This is a genomic window from Bradyrhizobium liaoningense, from assembly GCF_018130825.1.
In the GTDB taxonomy this organism is placed as follows: Bacteria; Pseudomonadota; Alphaproteobacteria; order Rhizobiales; family Xanthobacteraceae; genus Bradyrhizobium; species Bradyrhizobium liaoningense_B.
In genome coordinates this window covers 729,990-747,950 of sequence record NZ_JAFCJS010000002.1, presented here as the reverse complement: position 1 = coordinate 747,950, position 17,961 = coordinate 729,990, and the positions used below count along the sequence as shown (strand labels likewise).

Genomic DNA, 17,961 nt, shown 5'->3' with positions numbered 1-17,961 from the left:
ATGCTGGCGCGTCTGTCGATCCGTGACATCGTCCTGATCGAACGGCTCGATATCGAATTCGCCACCGGCCTTGCGGTTTTGACCGGCGAGACCGGGGCGGGCAAATCCATCCTGCTCGATGCCTTTGCGCTGGCGCTCGGCGGCCGCGGCGATGCCGGCCTCGTGCGCCACGGTGCGGAGCAGGGGCAGGTCACCGCCGTCTTCGATGTCCCGAAGAATCACCCCGCGACGAGGATCCTCGCCGAGAACGGGCTGGACGACGCGAGCGTTGCAGATTCTTGCGAGATGATTCTGCGCCGGGTGCAGCTCGCCGATGGCCGCACCCGCGCATTCATCAACGACCAGTCGATCAGCGTGCAGACGCTGAAGGCGGTCGGCGCCGCGCTGGTCGAGATCCATGGCCAGCATGACGAGCGCGCGCTGGTCGATGCCGCCACGCACCGCCGTCTGCTCGACGCCTTCGCCGGTCTGGAGAGGGACGTCGCGGCCGTCGAAGAGCTGTGGGATGCCCGCCGCACCGCCAATACCGCTCTGGAAGAGCATCGCGCCGGCATGGAGCGCGCCGCGCGCGAGGCCGACTATTTGCGCCACGCCTCCGACGAGCTGAAGCGGCTCGCGCCGAAGGAGGGCGAGGAGACGTCGCTGGCCCACCGCCGGACCACGATGATGCAGGGCGAGAAGATCGCCTCCGATTTGCGCGAGGCGCAGGAGGCTGTCGGCGGCAATCATTCGCCGGTTGCGGCACTGTCGGCGGCGGTGCGCCGGCTGGAGCGCCGCGGCGTCAACTCGCCGGCGCTGGTCGAGCCCGCGGTGAAGGCGATCGACGCCGCGATCAATGCGCTGGAGGAAGCCGACCAGCATCTGCAGGCTGCGCTGGCCGCAACCGATTTCGATCCGGCCGAGCTCGAACGCATCGAGGAACGGCTGTTCGCCCTGCGCGCCGCCTCGCGCAAATATTCGACCCCGGTCGACCTGCTGGCGGCGCTGGCCGCCCAATACGCCGCCGACGTCGTGCTGATCGATGCCGGCGCCTCGCGCTTGAAGAAGCTGGAGCAGGCCGCGATCGAGGCCGACGCGCTCTATGCCGCTGCCGCCAAGAAGCTGTCGCTGGCGCGACAAAAGTCGGCGGAAAAGCTCAACAAGGCCGTCAATGCCGAACTCGCGCCGCTCAAGCTCGAACGCGCCAAGTTCATGACCCAGGTTGCGACCGACGAGGCCGCGCCGGGTCCGCAAGGGTTCGACCGCGTCGAGTTCTGGGTGCAGACCAATCCGGGCACCAAGCCGGGGCCGATGATGAAGGTTGCCTCCGGCGGCGAGCTGTCGCGCTTCCTGCTGGCGCTCAAGGTCGTGTTGTCCGACCGCGGCTCGGCGCCGACGCTGGTGTTCGACGAGATCGACACCGGCGTGGGCGGCGCGGTTGCGGATGCCATCGGCGGGCGCCTGGCGCGGCTTGCCGGCAAGGTGCAGGTGATGGCCGTGACCCACGCCCCGCAGGTCGCCGCGCGGGCCGATCAGCATCTGCTCATCTCCAAGGACGCCCTCGACAAGGGCAAACGCGTCGCCACCCGCGTCAATGCGCTCGCCGCCGACCACCGCCGCGAGGAGATCGCCCGCATGCTCGCCGGCGCCGAGATCACCGCCGAGGCGAGGGCGGCGGCGGAGCGGCTGCTCAAGGCGGCGACGGCCTAGACTTCCGTGTCCCGGACGCGCGCAGCGCGAGCCGGGACCCAGAATGCCTCGTCACATGGGCCCCGGCTCTGCAGAGCACCACTTCGCGCTGCGCTGCGTCCGGGGCACGAGATTTCCACACGCCTTTACCGTGCTACCCGCTCCGTCGTATCCAAGCACCATGGCAAGAGCAGCAAAATCGAAACCGCTTCGCGACGTCGCCGATCTCACCAAGGCACAGGCCAAGGTCGAGCACATGCGGCTGTCACTCGAGATCGAGGGGCACAACGAGCGCTACTATCAGGAGGACGCGCCCACCGTCACCGACGCCGAGTATGACGCTCTGCGTCAGCGCCTCAACGCGATCGAAAAGCGCTTTCCGGAATTCGTCAGCGCAGAGTCGCCCTCGCAGAAGGTCGGCGCGGCACCGTCCGGGCGCTTCAGGAAGGTGCGCCACTCCGTGCCCATGCTGTCGCTCGACAACGCCTTCGCCGAAGAAGATGTGCGCGACTTCGTCGGCCGCATCGTGCGTTTCCTGAAGCTCGACGACGACAAGGTCAATTTCTCGGCCGAGCCCAAGATCGACGGCCTCTCGATGTCGCTGCGCTACGAGGGCGGCGAGCTCGTCACCGCGGCGACGCGCGGCGACGGTGCGGAAGGCGAGGACGTCACCGCCAATATCCGCACCCTCGAAGATGTGCCGCAGAAGTTGAAGGGCCGCAACGTCCCCGACATCTGCGAGGTGCGCGGCGAGGTCTATATGACCAAGAAGGCCTTCCTCGCGCTCAACGAGCGGCAGAAGGCTGCCGGCGACACCATCTTCGCAAATCCGCGCAATTCGGCCGCGGGCTCTCTGCGGCAGAAAGATCCGACCATCACCGCCTCGCGCCCGCTCGGCTTCTTCGCCTATGCCTGGGGCCAGATGAGCGCGATGCCGGAAGCAACGCAGAGCGGCATGATCGGCTGGTTCGAGCGCTGCGGCTTCAAGACCAATCCGCTGACCAAGCTGTGCCATTCGGTCGAGGAGCTGATCGCATTCCATCAGCGGATCGAGGAAGAACGCGCCGAACTCGACTACGACATCGACGGCGTCGTCTACAAGGTCGACCGCATCGACTGGCAGGAGCGGCTCGGCTTCGTCTCGCGTACGCCGCGCTGGGGCATCGCGCACAAATTCCCCGCCGAGCGCGCCATGACGGTGCTGCGCGACATCGAGATCCAGGTCGGCCGCACCGGCTCGTTCACGCCGGTCGGCAAGCTCGAGCCGGTCGGTGTCGGCGGCGTGATCGTGCAGAACGTCACGCTGCACAACGAGGACTACATCAAGGGCATCGGCAACAAGGGCGAGGTGCTGCGCGAGGGCCGCGATATCAGAATCGGCGACACCGTCGTGATCCAGCGCGCCGGCGACGTCATCCCGCAGGTGGTCGACGTGGTCCTCGACAAGCGGCCGAAAGGCGCGAAGGAATTCCAGTTCCCGAAGAAGTGTCCGTGCCCGCTGCACACCGACGTCACGCGCGAGGAGACCGCGGCGGGCGAAGAGGGCTCGCGCGCACGCTGCACCGGCGAGTTCGCCTGCCCCTATCAGAAGATCGAGCACCTCAAATTGTTCGTGTCGCGCCGCGCCTTCGACATCGACGGTCTTGGCGAGAAGCAGCTCCAGTATTTCTTCGACGAAGAATGGGTCAGGGAGCCCGCCGACATCTTCACGCTGGAGAAGCGCAATTCGAAGCTCAAGCTCGAGGAGATCGAGGGCTACGGCGCGACCTCGGTGCGCAATCTGTTTGGCGCGATCGAGAGCCGGCGCAAGATCGCGCTGGAGCGTTTCGTCTATGCGCTCGGCATGCGCCATGTCGGCGAGACCACGGCGCTGGCGCTGGCACGCGGCTATGGCTCCTGGGACGCCTTCCATGACGCCTGCCTCAAGGTCGCCAAGGGCGATGAGGAGGCGATGGCGGATATGGACGCGCTCGACCAGATCGGCGACACCGTGATCAAGAGCATCGCCGATTATTTCGGCGAGAGCCACAACCGCGGCATTGTCGAGCGCCTGACCAGGGAGGTCGAGATCGTCGACGCCGAGAAGCCGAAGAGCAACTCGCCCGTCGCCGGCAAGACCGTGGTCTTCACGGGCTCGCTGGAGAAGATGACGCGGGATGAAGCCAAGGCGACCGCGGAGCGGCTGGGTGCGAAAGTGTCAGGCTCGGTGTCGAAGAAGACCGATCTCGTCGTCGCCGGCCCCGGCGCGGGCTCGAAGCTCGCGGAAGCCAACAAGCATGGCGTCAAGGTGCTGACCGAGGACGAGTGGCTGAAGCTGATCGGGGAGTGAGAGGGCGCGCTCTGCGCCATTTACTCCGCTGTCATCGCCCGGCTTGACCGGGCGATCCAGTATTCCAGAGGCCCGCGTTGGAGATCTCGCTGTTACGACTGACGCCGCGGCGTACTGGATGCCCCGGTCAAGCCGGGGCATGACAGCGAGGTTGGGGACGCGCTGTGCCGCGCCCCTCACATCATCCCCGTCTCTTCCTCTTCCGCCTGCTCGATCAGCGCCTCGCTCACCACGATCTCGCGGCGGGGGACGACGAAGATCATCATGCAGGCGCAGAGCAGGGAGATCGCCAGCACCGCGGAGGTCAGCGGCAGCGTCGTTGTGGAATGGCCGCCGAGATAGGCGCCGAATTGCGACATCAACGCACCGATGCCCTGCTGGAGGAAGCCCATCGCTCCCGACGCGGTGCCGGCCGCTTCAGGGCGGATGCTGATGGCGCCGGCGGCGGAGTTCGCCATCACGAAGGCATTGCCGACCATCACGATCATCTGCGTGCCGAACAGCCAGCTTGGGGCCTCGTTCCAGCTGGTGAAACTCCACAGCAGGTTCAAGAGGCTGCCGCCGAGCTGGAGAGCCAGCCCGAACCAGATCAGCTTCTCCAGCGAGTGCCGCGGGGCGAAGCGTACACAGAGCAGATTGCCGACGAGATAGGCGAAGCCCGACGTCGCGAACCAGGCGCCGTATTCGGCGCTGGTCCGGCCCATCTGCGTCACCACGATATAGGGGCCGCCGCCGGCGAAGGTGAAGATGATCTGCGATGCCAGCACCTGGCACATCACATAGCCGATGAAAGCGCGGCTCTTGATCAGGGTGCCGACGTCGCTGCGAAAGCCGCCGCTGCCGACTGCGCGGTCGCGGCGCGTCTCCGGCAATGCGATCGCGATGCCGACCGCGACCGCGATCGCGCCGATCGTGACGGCGTAGAAGATGGCGCGCCAGCCGAACGCGGTCTCGATCAGACCGCCAGTGAGCGGCGAGACCATCTGGCCGATCATCAGGGCAGCAACCACGAGGCTGATCATGGAGGCGACGCGGTCGCGCTCGTAGATGTCGCGGATGATGGCGCGGCTGATCACCATGCCGGAGGCGCCGCCCAGTGCCTGGAAGAAGCGCGCTGCAATCAGTTGCGGCAGAGTCTCGGCGAAGATGCAGGCGATGCTCGCTGCGACCATCAGCGCGAGGCCTCCAAGCAGCACCGGACGCCGGCCGAACTTGTCCGACAGCGGGCCCATGATGAGCTGGGACATCGCGATGCCGACCATGTAGAGCGACACCGTCATCTGCGCGATCGAGATGTCGCGGCCGAACGTCGTCGCCAGCACGGGCAGTGCCGGGACCAGGATGTAGAGCGAGATCGGCGCGATCCCGGTCATGACGACCAGCAGCAGCAACACCACGCGCGAGGTCGCGATGTTCTTCGTCGCCGCGTGCGGCGGCCTGCTGATCATGCCGTGCATAGATGTCCGTCTTTCGAAATCCGAATCGACTGTAGCGTGCTCACGCAAGACGGATATCGGCGTTTCGGAATGCGGCTATTCGGATTTCGGGACTGTTATAATAACAGTGCGCGGGAAGCCGTCGTTTTACGGAGAAGCTGCACAAGGAGTGTGCCAAGGCCGCCGGGATTGCGGACGAAGCGGCCAAGCGTTGCGCTGGTCGCGTAGCGCCATGCGCGCTACGCCTTCAGCTCCGCCGTCGCCTGATCGAGCCAGGCCCCGGTCGCCTCGTCCAGCGCCGGCCGCACCTCGGCCCTCACGCGCGCATGGTAGGCATTGAGCCAGTCGAGCTCGTCCTTGTTCAGCATTGCCACGTCGATCAGCCGGCGGTCGATCGGCGCGAGCGTCAGCGTCTCGAAGGCGTTCATCGGCTTCTCGGCGCCCTTGATGCTGGCTTCGACCACCAGCTCGAGATTCTCGATGCGGATGCCGAAACCGTCGGTCTTGTAGTAGCCGGGCTCGTTGGAGAGGATCATGCCCCGCTTCAGCGGCGTGGTGCCGAGCTTCGAGATCCGGGCCGGCCCTTCATGCACCGAGAGATAGCTGCCGACGCCGTGGCCGGTGCCGTGCTCGAAATCGACGCCGGCGGCCCAGAGATATTGCCGCGCCAACGTGTCGAGCTGTGCGCCATTGGTGCCGTCGGGGAAGACCGCGCGCGCGATCGCGATGTGGCCGCGCAGCACGCGGGTAAAGCGGTCGCGCATTTCAGCGGTCGGCTCGCCGACCGCCATGGTGCGCGTGACGTCGGTGGTGCCGTCCTCATATTGCGCGCCGGAATCGATCAGCAGGAGATCGCCGGGCGCGATCCGCCGGTTGCTCTTGCGGGTGACGCGGTAGTGCACGATGGCGCCGTTCGGCCCCGTTCCCGAGATGGTCGGGAACGAGACATCCTTCAGCGCGCCGGTGTCGCGCCGGAACGTCTCCAGCGCCTCCACCGCGTCGATCTCGGTGAGCTTGCCGCTTGGCGCCTCGCGATCGATCCACGCCAGGAAGCGCGCCAGCGCCACGGCGTCGCGCACGTGGGCCGTCTTGGTGCCCTTGATCTCGGTCGCGTTCTTGACCGCCTTCAGCAATGCAATCGGATCGCTGCCGCGCACCGGCTTGCCGCCGGCGCCCGCGATCAGCCGGCTCAGCGCCTCGGCCGCGGTCGCATTGTCGAGCGCGATCGCCGCGCCGCTTTTGGCGAGCGCCATCAGGGTCGGCGCCATCGCATCGGGCTCGCGCACGTCGGCGGACTGTTCGAGGTGGTCGCGCGAGAGGTTGGAGAGCTTGCGGTGGTCGATGAAGATGGTGGGACGGCCGTCCTTCGGCACCAGCGCGTAGGACAGCGGCAGCGGCGTGTGCGCGACGTCGGCGCCGCGGATGTTGAAGGTCCAGGCCACGGCGTGGCTGTCCGACAGCACCAGCGCATCCGCACCGAGCTTGGCGATCTCGGCCCTGATCTGCGTCAGCTTCTCGGCTTCGGTAACGCCGGCATGCTGGAGGCTGTGCACGGCCACGGGGGCAAGCGGCGGCTGCGGCCGGTCCTGCCAGATCGCATCGACCGGATTGCCGTCGACCGCGACGAGCTCGGCGCCGGCCTTGGCGCAGGCGGCGGACAGGCGCTCGGCTGCCGAAAAAGTGTGCAGCCATGGATCAAATCCGAGGCGATCGCCTGCCTTCAGATGTGCCGTCACCCAGCTTTCCGGCGGCGGATCGATCAGCGATTCCACCGCCCAGGCCTTGGCATCGACCTGCTTGGCCGCCTGCAGCGTATAGCGTCCATCGACGAACAAGGCGGCCTCGCGGGTCAGCACCACCGCGAAGCCCGCCGATCCGGTGAAGCCGGTCAGCCAGGCCAGCCGCTCTTCCGACGGGGGCACATATTCGTTCTGCTGCTGGTCGGCGCGCGGAATGACAAAGCCGGTCAGCTTGCGGCGGGCGAGTTCTTCGCGGAGTGCGGCAAGGCGCGCCGTCAAGGCGACGCCGGCCTCGGGCTCCTCGAATGTCTGGAAGTGCGCTTCGAACATGTGGATCACTCTAGGATCATGGGCATCGGTCCGCAATCTAGACGCATTTGCATCGCATCTGGCATGGACTGTGCTTGAAAATGTTCCATTCGAATTGAGTGGAGTAAAGGATGCAGCAGGTGCGCTTCGTCCGGATAACAGGGAAATTCGAGCAGGTGGTTCATCTCAACGGCGAGGGGACACACGATGCCAGCGTTCACGTTTGAGAAGATCTCGCCGCCGGTGCGCCGCGCCCCGGCCGCCGCAACGGGACCGAAGAAGCCGCGCGGCCTCATCAGCCAGATGATCGACCGTTTCGCCGAGCGCCGTGCGAGGCGTGCCCTGCAGGGCAAGCGCGTCGTGCGCCGGGACGACAAGCCGGCGGAGTAGCGCGGCATCGATCATGCCGTAGGGTGGGCAAAGGCGCTCTTGCGCCGTGCCCACCATCGTCCACGATTATCGATCGTTATGGTGGGCACGCTTGCGCTTTGCCCACCCTACGGCACCTCGTTTACCCCACCTTCCTCAACAACAAACTGCTCCACCCCTCGATCCGCAGATGCCGCAACGGCACGAGGCCGCGCGCACGATAGGCGGCGATCACGGCGGGCGCCTGATGCGTCAACAGGCCGGAGAGGATGACGCGGGCGCCGGGTGCGAGGTGCCGCACCATCGGGCCCGCCAGCTGCCGCAGCGGGTTGGCGAGGATGTTGGCCAGCACCAGGTCGAACGGGCCGGCCTTGGCAAAATCCGGCGCGGCGAAGCCGGTGGCGCGGATCACCCGCACATGGTGACCGACTTCGTTGAGCCGGCCGTTCTCAGCCGCCACCCGCACCGAGGGCGGATCGATGTCGGATGCCAGCACCGCGCGGTGCAGCGCCTTGGCCGCCGCGATGGCCAGCACGCCGGTTCCGGTGCCGAGGTCGAGCACGTTGCGCGGAAGGGAACTCTTCAGGACATGGTCAAGCAGGAGTAAACAGCCGCGCGTGGTGCCGTGATGGCCGGTGCCGAAGGCGAGCGCCGCCTCGATCTCGATTTTGAGCTTGTTCGGCGCCACGCGGTCGCGGTCATGGCTGCCGTGCACGACGAAGCGCCCGGCCGGCACCGGGACCAGATCCTCCAGGCTCGCCTTGACCCAGTCCTTGGCCTCGACGGTGTCGAAGACAAGCGTGTTGGCAATGTCATTTCCTGCTGAAGTTACAATGAATTCGCGCAGCCACGCCTGGTCCGGTGCCTCGGCAAAATGCAGCGTGACGTCCCATTGGCCGTCCGGCCGCTCGAAGGCGGCGACTGCTGCGTCGCCCTCGAAAAACACCTCGGTGAGCACATCGACGACGCGCCTTGCGGCGGTCTCGGTGCCGATCGAGAAGCTGGCGCGGTGGGTGGGGGAAGGCTGCATCTTCAGGGTTCCATCCGGTCAATTTTGGGAACTTTTGCGCGCAATTTTCCGCATAAGTTGAATCTCGAGATTAACTGGACCGAAGGTCGCACCCCGTAGATTTGCGGCTGTTGGGGCTGACCAACACAGCTTGTGATTGAAACGGAGGCACGTCTTGAAGCGCATGGTTTTGAAGTTCTGGTCCGACGAATCCGGTGCGACCGCAATCGAATACGGCCTGATCGCGGCCGGTATCGCTCTGGCGATCATCACCGTGGTGAACAGCCTGGGTACCACGATGAACGAGAAGTTCGGTTCGATTAGCAGCTCCTTGAAGTAATTTCCGCCTCCGATTTCCAGCGGGGGCCACTTTCTTCATAGAAGTCCAGACGAGCGCCCGCGCGAGGAATTGCCCTCGGCGGGCGAGGTCTTTTGGGGGGCTCGGCGATGTCCACGGGCCGTCAGCCCTTTATCAGGGCGCCATCCACCGGCTCATCCCCCGGCTGTCCCGCGGTTATCCACCGCCTTTCCCCCATGATGTCCGGATCAGGTTCTCCTCCTGACCACAGACATCCCGACAGCCTGTCCATAGCCCATCCACAGACCTATCCACGGCTTCCGAACAGCGCGCGATGGTCCCGCAAGATCACGCGGGCGGCGTTGTGGCCGGGGGCGCCGGTGACGCCGCCGCCGGGGTGGGCGCCGGAGCCGCAGTGATAGAGGCCCCTCAGGGGTCCGCGATAATCGGCATGGCCCAGCATCGGCCGCGCCGAGAACAGCTGGTTCAGCGTCAGCGCGCCGTGGAAGATGTCGCCCCCTAACAGGCCGAACTGCCGTTCGAGATCGAGCGGGGAGAGGATCTGGCGGCCGAGCACGCTCGACGCAAAACCCGGCGCGTAAGCATTCACCGTCGCGATCATGAGATCGGCGACCTCGTCGCGGTGGTCGTCCCAGGATTTTCCATCGGGCAGCTCGGGCGCGACGTGCTGGCAGAACAGGCTCGCCACGTGTCTTCCCGCGGGGGCCAGCGTGTCGTCGAGCGTCGAGGGGATCAGCATCTCGACGACAGGCTGTCGGCTCCAGCCCTGCGCCCGCGCATCGAGATAAGCGCGGTCCATATAGGGAAGGCTGGGCGCGAGGATGATGCCGGAGGTGAGGTGATCTCCCTCGCCCGATAGCGCCGTGAAGGAGGGCAGGCGGTCCAGCGCCACGTTCATGCGGAAGGTGCCCGAGCCGTTCTTCCAGTGCCTGATGCGGGCGAGGAACTCCTGCGGCAGCGCGTCCGCCGCGATCAGCCGCGTATACAGCAGCTTTGGATTGACGTTGGCCGCGACATATTTCGCGCGGATCGTCTCGCCGTTCTCCAGCACCACGCCGACCGTGCGGTCGCGCTCGACGATCACCTCGCGGACGCCGGCATCGGTGTCGATCGCAACGCCGCGATCCCTGGCGGCGCGCGCCATCGCCTGCGTGATCGCGCCCATGCCGCCGATGGCATGGCCCCAGACGCCCTTCTTGCCGTTCACCTCGCCGAAGGCGTGATGCAGCATCACGTAGGCCGAGCCGGCGGCGTAGGGACTGGCGTAATTGCCGACGATAGCATCGAAGCCGAACAGCGCCTTGACCAGATCATGCTCGAACCGCTCGTCCAGCATCTCGCCGGCCGAGCGGGTGAAGAGATCGAGCAGGCTGCGGCTTTGCTCCAGCGTCAGGCCGCGCAGGATGTTGGCGCTCTGCAATGCGTTCACGGCCTCGCGGATCGCATTCGTGCCGAAACCGTCGAGCAGATTCGGCGGCGCGCGCAGCACGAATTGCCTGAGCACGTCGGCGATGTCTTCCAGTTCGCGCGAGAAGCCGTCGAGCGCCTCCGCATCGCGCGCGCTGAGCCGTGCGACTGACGCTTTGGTCCGCCCCTCGCCGGTGAGGAGATAGCTACCGTCGGGCGCGGGCAGAAAATTCTGGGCGCGCCGTTCGACCACCCGCAGGCCGTGCTCGGCGAGCTTGAGGTCAGCGATCACCTGCGGATTGAGCAGGCTCACGGTGTAGGCCGCGACCGAATTGCGAAAGCCCGGGTGAAACTCCTCCGTCACGGCGGCCCCGCCGACCACCTTGCGCCGTTCGACCACGCGCACACGCAGGCCCGCCCCCGCGAGATAAGCCGCGCTGGTGAGGCCGTTATGGCCAGCGCCGATGATGACGACGTCGGTTTCGGTCATGATGTCCCTGGCGTCATTCCGGGGCGATGCGCAGCATCGAACCCGGAATCTCGAGGTTCCGGGTTCGCCTTTTCGAGGCGCCCCGGAATGACATCTCTATATCAAGCATTCGTCGCTGCAACATCACGAGCCCCTTTATTGCTCGTTCAGGCGCTGTGTGCTCCATTGCACCCCGTCCGGCGCCCGCCGGGGTTTTGCCGGAGCTTTCATGGATTCGATCGTGCAACCCGCCGCCACGGAGCAGCCTTCGTCGTCGCGCAACCGGCTGCTGCTGACGGTCTACACCGCTGCGATCTTCGTCAGCGCGCTGCTGCTGTTCTCGGTGCAGCCGCTGTTCACGAAGATGGTGCTGCCGCGGCTCGGCGGCTCGCCGGCGGTGTGGTCGGTGGCCATGGTGTTCTTCCAGTCGTTGCTGTTGGCGGGCTATGCCTATGCGCACTTGTTGATGCAGGCGAGGAACCGGATCGTTCCGGTGGCGGTGCATCTGGTGCTGCTGGTCGCGGCCTTCGCCACGCTGCCGCTCGGCATCGCGTCGGCCTATGGCGAGCCGCCGGCCTCGGGCTATGCGTTCTGGCTGCTCGGCCTGTTCGTGGTCTCGATCGGGCTGCCGTTCTTCGCACTGGCCGCCAACAATCCGCTGCTGCAGGCCTGGTTCGTCCGCACCGGCCATCCTGCCGGCCATGATCCTTATTTCCTCTATGCCTCCTCCAACATCGGCAGCTTCCTGGCGCTGCTGTCCTATCCGTTCCTGCTGGAGCCGATGTTCACGCTGCACACGCAGAACCGGTTCTGGACCGCGGGCTATGGCCTGCTGATCCTCCTGATCGCCGCTTGCGGCGTGCTGTTGTTGCGCTCGCCGAAGCTGGTGGTCGCCGATGCGCGAAGCGAGGACGTCAATGCGCCGGCACCAAGCCTGCTGACGCGGCTGCGCTGGATCTTCCTCGCCGCGGTGCCGTCCGGCCTGCTTATCGCGGTGACCGCGCACATCTCGACCGACGTCGCGGCGGCGCCGCTGCTCTGGGTGCTGCCGCTGTCGCTGTATCTGCTCACCTGGGTGGTGGTGTTCCAGTCGCGGCCGCTGCTGCCGCACAAATGGATGCTGATGCTCCAGCCGGTCGCGATCGCCGGCGTCGTTGTCCTCTTGGCTTTCGGCGGCGAGCAGAATCTGCTGCTGACGCTCGGCGGTCATCAATTGTGCTTCTTCGTCATCGCCATGGCCTGTCACGGTGAATTGGCGCGGACGAGGCCGGCCGCCAAATATCTCACCGGCTTCTATGTCGCGCTGTCGTTCGGCGGCATGGTTGGCGGCCTCTTTGCGGGCCTGGTCGCGCCTTTCACCTTCTCGTGGATCGCCGAATACCCGATCCTGATCGCGCTCGCCGCGCTGTGCCGCCCGTCCGCGAACGAGCGTCTCGCCGGCATCGTGAGATGGTACTGGCTGGCGCTCGCCGCGCTCGCGGTGGCGCTGATCGCGCCGTCCACGACCACGGGCAATCTCTCGACCTGGTTCGAGGATCACCGCGTCTGGGTCGCCGGCTCCGTCGGCGTGCTCGCCGCGCTGCTGACACTGGCGCTCAATGCGGGACGCTGGAAGATCTTCGCCACCATCGCGCTGGCGCTGGCCTTGATCCGGATCTATCCGGTGGACGAGGGCCGCGTCACCACGGTGCGCAGCTTCTTCGGCGTGCACAAGATCGTGGAGACGCCCGGCGGCTATTTCCACGTGCTGATGCACGGCACCACCATCCACGGCGCCGAGCGCTTCCGCAACAATGACGGCACGCCGGTCAGCGGCCGGCCCGAGCCGATCACCTACTATCACAAGGACGGCGGCATCGGTCAGGCCGTCACCGCGATCCGCGAACGCAAGGGCTCGCCGCTCAAGGTCGCCGCGATCGGCGTCGGCTCCGGCACGCTCGCCTGCGCCGCCGAACCGGGGGAGGACTGGAAATTCTTCGAGATCGACCAGTCGATGGTGGATGCCGCGCGCGACCCCAAGAATTTCCGCTACATCTCGAGCTGCCTGCCGGACATGAAGCCTGTGATCGGGGACGCGCGCCTCACCTTCGCCAAGGAGCCGGACGGCGCCTACGATCTCATCATCGTCGATGCCTATTCATCCGATGCGATCCCGATCCATCTCGCGACCGAAGAGGCGATGAAGATCTACAAGGATAAGCTCGCGCCCCACGGCGCCGTGGTGATGCACGTCTCCAACCGCCACCTCGATCTCGAGACTGTCGTGGTCGGCATCGCCGACGCCAACGATCTCAAGAGCTGGGTCTTCAACGAGGATTCGGGTCGCGATTCCGATTACATCTTCTCGACCGACGTCGTCATCTCCGCGCGCGAGGAGGAAGATGTCGGCAAGCTCGCCGCCTCCAAATCGTGGGAGCAGACCGAAGCCGATGACAGGGTGCGGGTCTGGACCGACGACTATTCGAACATCCTGGGCGCGCTGTACCGGCGTGTGAGGGACGGGGAGTAGGCCGCTTCGTAGCCCGGATGGAGCGAAGCGCAATCCGGGGCCGTTCTTGCGCGGCGACACTGATCCCGGATTGCGCTGCGCTCCATCCGGGCTACGAGGACAGGCCGAGGCTTACGGCTCCACCGGCGTCCCCGCCGGCAGCGCAATTCCCTTCTCGCCGGCGACCTGCCGCAACAGGACCGGATTGTCCGAGATGATCCCGTCGACGCCGGTCTCGATCATCCGCGCCATATCTTCGCGCTTGTTGACCGTCCAGACCACCACGCGCAATCCGAGCGCGTGGGCTTCGGTGACCAGCGCCGGGGTCACGTCGCCGAAATAGGGTGACCAGATCGCGCCGCCCGCAGCCTTGATGGTTCGCGGCAGCGAGCCGCCGTGATCGGCCGGGCTGAAACCCGCGGTCCAGCCGGTGGCCTTGTCGAGCGCCACCGTCGGAGCCGAGCCGCGCTGGAGCGTCAGGTACACGGTTGGAATCGTCGGCGCCTGCCGCTGCACGAGCTGCAGGGTCCTCCAGTCGAACGACTGGATCATGACGCGATCGGAGAATTTTTCGGCCTCGATCAGTCCGAGCAGCCTGGTGACGAAACCTTGCGGATCGAGGGATTCATCCGGATGGTTCGGATCGATCTTGGTCTCGATGTTGAAGCGCACATTGGCGTTGCCGGACTTGCGCACCAGCGCGAACAGCTGCCCCAGCGTGGGGATGCGCGTCCCCGGCAACGCGCGCTGCTCGGGGAATTGCCTGGCATAGGCACTGTCGGGGCGGATCTGGCCGACGTCATAGGCCCTGAGGTCTTCGAGCCGTAGCTTGACAAAGGGCGTGCCGGGCGCGGCCACATAGGCGCCGCTCGCATCCCGTGCGAGATCGGGATTGAGCCCGCGTTCATGCGAGATGATGACCTCGCCATCGGCGGTCACGCCGACGTCGAGCTCCAGCGTGTCCACGCCCATCGACAGCGCGTTGGCAAAGGCGGGCAGGGTGTTCTCCGGCAGCACCGCCCGCCCGCCGCGATGCGCCTCGATATCGAAGGCCATGGCTTTTCCAGCAATGGCTTGTCCCGCGGCGAGAACCGAGAGCACGGTCAGGATGGTCGTGGCACGTGACGGCATGGTGCCTCGACTGTTAAGGGCGCTCGGTGGCGGCCGCGTCAGTTCTGATAGTAATAGCCGCGCGGCTGATAATACTGGCGAGGCTGCTGCTGCTGATAATAGTAGCCCTGCTGGCCATAGCCCTGGTCGTAGGTTGGCTGCGGCAGTTGCTGATAGGCCTGCGTGCCATAGGGGCGCGTGATCGGACGCGGTGCCGGATAGCGTGCGCCGGTGTCGCTGCCATCGGCCGGATAGATGTAATTGTCGTCCTGCGGCATGTAGCGACGGGCAGGTTGCTGCGGCGGCGTCAGGTTCACTGGATCGCCCGTGGTCGCATACTGCTCCTCTGCCGGCTGCTGGGCGCGGGCCACCGCAGTGTTGGTGCGGCCGCGCGGATTGCGGGCCAGCGCCACCTGCGCCGAGCCGGTCAGCGTCACCGTGGTGTTGAGCACGCCCTGCTGCTGCACCAGCGCATAGAGGGTCGATGCGTTCTGCCGCGACAGGCGCACGCAGCCATGCGACGCCGGCGAGCCGAGCCGGCCGACCGAGTCCGTGCCGTGGATGGCGTGCCCGACCTTGGTGAAGAAGATCGCGTGCGGCATCGGCGCATCGTCGAATTCCTTGGAGTAGTGATCCTCTTCCATGCGGAAGGCGCGGAAGGCGCCGCCCGGCGTCTCGCGCGAAGGGATGCCTGTCGACACCGGCCAGCGGTAGCGCGCGACGCCATCGACGGCGACGGTCATCTGCTGATTGTCCTTGTCGACGGTGATCTCGACCTTGGCCTGCGCGGTGCCCGCGCTCAAAAGCATCAGGGAGGTGAAAGCGATAAAAAATGAACGCATCTGGAAACGCATTTGAGTTCTGGCCTCCGGCCTGTTCACGCTAGAGCATGATCCGGAAAAGTGTGTAGCGGTTTTCCGAAAAGATCATGCCCAAACAATAACACCGCGGCTCTCCGTCCCCCGGCGTGCAATATGCCCGCAATCCGGCTTCCGTTCCAGCGGCCCGCCCGTCCATCGTTAACGTGATGTCTGATGTAAGCAAGGCCGCTTTGTGCCGCGCGGCCAGCGGCGATGCTGACATTTTCGCGAGCGGACATGCGTTCACATCGCCGACAATTCGTCACAAAGGCGCAACCATTTGGCCGCGCGGTGCGTTGATGATGGCCTGCCCAACGGCGGCATTCGCCGCCGTTTACTCTGTACTTCCCTGGGACTGAAGATGAACAAAGCCCGCGTTACCGCCGCCGCCCTGCCGGCCGGCTTCCCCGTCCGCCTGCTGTTCGCGACCGCCGCCATCCTGCTTGCACTGCTCGCATTGCCTCGAGCTGGTCATGCCCAAGGCATCGTGCGCGGCGCCCAGGAAGGGTCCTATGAAGGTCACCGGATCGCCGGTCCCGTGGGAGGCGTGGTCGGTGGTGCGGTCGGCGCCGGTGTCGGCGGCGCCGTGGGTGCGGTGGAGGGCGTGTTCGGCATTCCCCATCGCCACTATCGCCACCGCTGCCACGGGTATTACGATGGCTATCACCGCTTTCATTGCTACCGGTGACGGCTAGTTCTTCAGCCGGTAACCCGTGCGGAAAATCCACCAGATGATGCCGAGGCAGATCACCAGGAACGCCAGCGTCATGCCGATGCTGACGGATACGCTGACGTCGGCGATCTCGTAGAAGCTCCAGCGGAAGCCGGAGATCAGATAGACGACCGGATTGAGCAGCGCGACCGTGCGCCATCCCGCCGGCAGCATGTCGATGGAGTAGAAGCTGCCGCCGAGGAAGGTCAGCGGCGTCACCACCAGCATCGGGATCATCTGCAGCTTCTCGAAGCCGTCGGCCCAGATGCCGATGATGAAGCCGAACAGGCTGAACGTCACCGCCGTCAGCACCAGGAAGGCCAGCATCCAGACCGGGTGGTGGATGTGCAGCGGCACGAACAGGCCGGCGGTGGCAAGGATGATGAGCCCGAGGATGATCGACTTGGTCGCGGCGGCGCCGACATAGCCGAGCACGATCTCGAAGTATGAAATCGGCGCCGACAGGATCTCGTAGATCGTGCCGGTGAATTTCGGGAAGTAGATGCCGAAGGAGGCGTTGGCGATGCTCTGCGTCAGCACCGAGAGCATGATCAGGCCCGGCACGATGAAGGTGCCGTAGCTGACGCCCTCGACCTGGCTGATGCGCGAGCCGATGGCGGCGCCGAACACCACGAAATAGAGCGAGGTCGAAACCACCGGCGAGACGATGCTTTGCAGCAGCGTGCGCCAGGTGCGCGCCATTTCGAACAGATAGATGGCGCGGATGGCGCGGTGGTTCATGACGTCCTCACGAGGTCGACGAAGATATCCTCGAGCGACGACTGCGTCGTATCGAGATCGTTGAAGCGGATGCCGGCGTTGCGCAGGTCGCTGAGCAGGCTGGTGATGCCGGTGCGCTCGCCCTTGGTGTCGTAATCGTAGACCAGCGTCGCGCCGCCGTCGCAGAGGTCGAGCTCGTAATGCGCGAGGCTCTCCGGCAACGATGTGACCTTGCCCTGCAAGTGCACCGTCAGTCGCTTCTTGCCGAGCTTCTGCATCAAGGTCGCCTTGTCCTCGACCAGCACGATCTCGCCCTTGTTGATGACGCCGATGCGGTCGGCCATCTCCTCGGCTTCCTCGATGTAATGCGTGGTGAGGATGATAGTGACGCCGGATTGCTGCAGCGTGCGCACGACTTCCCACATGCCCTTGCGCAGCTCGACGTCGACGCCGGCGGTGGGCTCGTCCAGGAACAGGACCTGCGGCTCGTGCGAGAGCGCCTTGGCGATCATCACGCGGCGCTTCATGCCGCCGGAGAGCGTGATGATCTTGTTGTCCTTCTTGTCCCAGAGCGAGAGGTCCTTCAGCACCTTCTCGATGTGATCAGGATTCTTCGGCTTGCCGAACAGCCCGCGGGAGAAGCTCACGGTGGCCCACACGCTCTCGAAGGCGTCGGTGTGCAATTCCTGCGGCACGAGACCGATCAGCGAGCGCGCCTTGCGGTAGGAGGTCTGGATGTTCTCGCCGCCGACCAGAACCTTGCCTTCGCTCGGGTTGGCGATGCCGCAGATGATCGAGATCAGCGTGGTCTTGCCGGCGCCGTTCGGGCCGAGCAGCGCAAAAATCTCGCCGCGCTTGATATCGAGATTGACGTTCTTGAGCGCCTTGAAGCCGGACCCATAGGTCTTCGACAGGTTGGCGACGGAGATGATGGAGGACATGATGGCCGTAAGGCTGAAGGGCAAAGGCTGGGGAGGGGGCTGGAACCGGCCCGGAAGGGCGGTCAGCGGAGCCCTG

At 65.7% G+C, this 17,961-nt stretch carries 14 protein-coding genes; 6 read left to right on the top strand and 8 right to left on the bottom strand.

The window, feature by feature from the left end:
- Positions 1 to 1,689, top strand: coding sequence for a DNA repair protein RecN (gene recN / locus JQ603_RS11905; RefSeq protein WP_212339654.1), 1,689 nt, complete (start codon positions 1 to 3; stop codon positions 1,687 to 1,689).
- A gap of 160 nt (positions 1,690 to 1,849) precedes the next feature.
- Positions 1,850 to 3,997: an NAD-dependent DNA ligase LigA gene (gene ligA, locus JQ603_RS11900; RefSeq protein WP_212339653.1), complete on the top strand. Its 2,148-nt coding sequence runs from the start codon at positions 1,850 to 1,852 to the stop codon at positions 3,995 to 3,997.
- Between the two features lie 176 nt (positions 3,998 to 4,173).
- Here the strand turns inward: ligA and JQ603_RS11895 are convergent, their stop codons facing one another.
- Together JQ603_RS11895 and JQ603_RS11890 are read right to left on the bottom strand one after the other, a co-directional pair.
- Complete coding sequence (locus JQ603_RS11895) at positions 4,174 to 5,454, bottom strand: multidrug effflux MFS transporter (protein ID WP_212339652.1); 1,281 nt, start codon at positions 5,452 to 5,454, stop codon at positions 4,174 to 4,176.
- Positions 5,455 to 5,672: 218 nt separating this feature from the next.
- On the bottom strand, positions 5,673 to 7,502 hold the full coding sequence (locus tag JQ603_RS11890) for an aminopeptidase P family protein (protein WP_212339651.1): 1,830 nt from the start codon (positions 7,500 to 7,502) through the stop codon (positions 5,673 to 5,675).
- A gap of 186 nt (positions 7,503 to 7,688) precedes the next feature.
- Here JQ603_RS11890 and JQ603_RS11885 point away from each other — a divergent pair, with 186 nt between their 5' ends.
- Positions 7,689 to 7,871: a hypothetical protein gene (locus tag JQ603_RS11885; protein WP_212339650.1), complete on the top strand. Its 183-nt coding sequence runs from the start codon at positions 7,689 to 7,691 to the stop codon at positions 7,869 to 7,871.
- Positions 7,872 to 7,992: 121 nt separating this feature from the next.
- On the opposite strand, the gene JQ603_RS11880 is transcribed toward JQ603_RS11885, so the two are convergent.
- Positions 7,993 to 8,880, bottom strand: a complete 888-nt coding sequence (locus JQ603_RS11880; protein WP_212339649.1) for a 50S ribosomal protein L11 methyltransferase — start codon at positions 8,878 to 8,880, stop codon at positions 7,993 to 7,995.
- A 163-nt stretch (positions 8,881 to 9,043) separates the two neighbouring features.
- Here JQ603_RS11880 and JQ603_RS11875 point away from each other — a divergent pair, with 163 nt between their 5' ends.
- Positions 9,044 to 9,199, top strand: a complete 156-nt coding sequence (locus tag JQ603_RS11875; protein ID WP_144441701.1) for a Flp family type IVb pilin — start codon at positions 9,044 to 9,046, stop codon at positions 9,197 to 9,199.
- Positions 9,200 to 9,464: 265 nt separating this feature from the next.
- Here JQ603_RS11875 and JQ603_RS11870 read toward each other — a convergent pair whose 3' ends face one another.
- Positions 9,465 to 11,075 carry a phytoene desaturase family protein gene (locus tag JQ603_RS11870; protein WP_212339648.1) on the bottom strand — a complete coding sequence of 537 codons (1,611 nt, stop codon included), beginning with the start codon at positions 11,073 to 11,075 and terminating at the stop codon, positions 9,465 to 9,467.
- A gap of 208 nt (positions 11,076 to 11,283) precedes the next feature.
- Here JQ603_RS11870 and JQ603_RS11865 point away from each other — a divergent pair, with 208 nt between their 5' ends.
- Positions 11,284 to 13,563, top strand: coding sequence for a fused MFS/spermidine synthase (locus tag JQ603_RS11865; protein WP_212339647.1), 2,280 nt, complete (start codon positions 11,284 to 11,286; stop codon positions 13,561 to 13,563).
- Between the two features lie 111 nt (positions 13,564 to 13,674).
- Here JQ603_RS11865 and JQ603_RS11860 read toward each other — a convergent pair whose 3' ends face one another.
- Both JQ603_RS11860 and JQ603_RS11855 read right to left on the bottom strand, forming a co-directional pair.
- A complete protein-coding gene (locus tag JQ603_RS11860; protein WP_212339646.1) occupies positions 13,675 to 14,673 on the bottom strand; it encodes a glycerophosphodiester phosphodiesterase in 999 nt (332 codons plus the stop codon).
- A 38-nt stretch (positions 14,674 to 14,711) separates the two neighbouring features.
- On the bottom strand, positions 14,712 to 15,494 hold the full coding sequence (locus JQ603_RS11855) for a L,D-transpeptidase (protein ID WP_245003554.1): 783 nt from the start codon (positions 15,492 to 15,494) through the stop codon (positions 14,712 to 14,714).
- A gap of 379 nt (positions 15,495 to 15,873) precedes the next feature.
- Between JQ603_RS11855 and JQ603_RS11850 the strand changes: the two genes are divergently transcribed.
- Complete coding sequence (locus JQ603_RS11850) at positions 15,874 to 16,200, top strand: hypothetical protein (RefSeq protein WP_212339644.1); 327 nt, start codon at positions 15,874 to 15,876, stop codon at positions 16,198 to 16,200.
- A gap of 3 nt (positions 16,201 to 16,203) precedes the next feature.
- Here the strand turns inward: JQ603_RS11850 and JQ603_RS11845 are convergent, their stop codons facing one another.
- Together JQ603_RS11845 and JQ603_RS11840 are read right to left on the bottom strand one after the other, a co-directional pair.
- Positions 16,204 to 16,965, bottom strand: a complete 762-nt coding sequence (locus JQ603_RS11845; protein WP_212339643.1) for an ABC transporter permease — start codon at positions 16,963 to 16,965, stop codon at positions 16,204 to 16,206.
- Positions 16,962 to 17,885 (bottom strand): ABC transporter ATP-binding protein, encoded by a 924-nt coding sequence (locus tag JQ603_RS11840; RefSeq protein WP_212339642.1) that lies wholly within the window; start codon positions 17,883 to 17,885, stop codon positions 16,962 to 16,964. The genes JQ603_RS11845 and JQ603_RS11840 overlap by 4 nt, the downstream gene beginning before the upstream one ends.
- Positions 17,886 to 17,961: the final 76 nt, after the last annotated feature.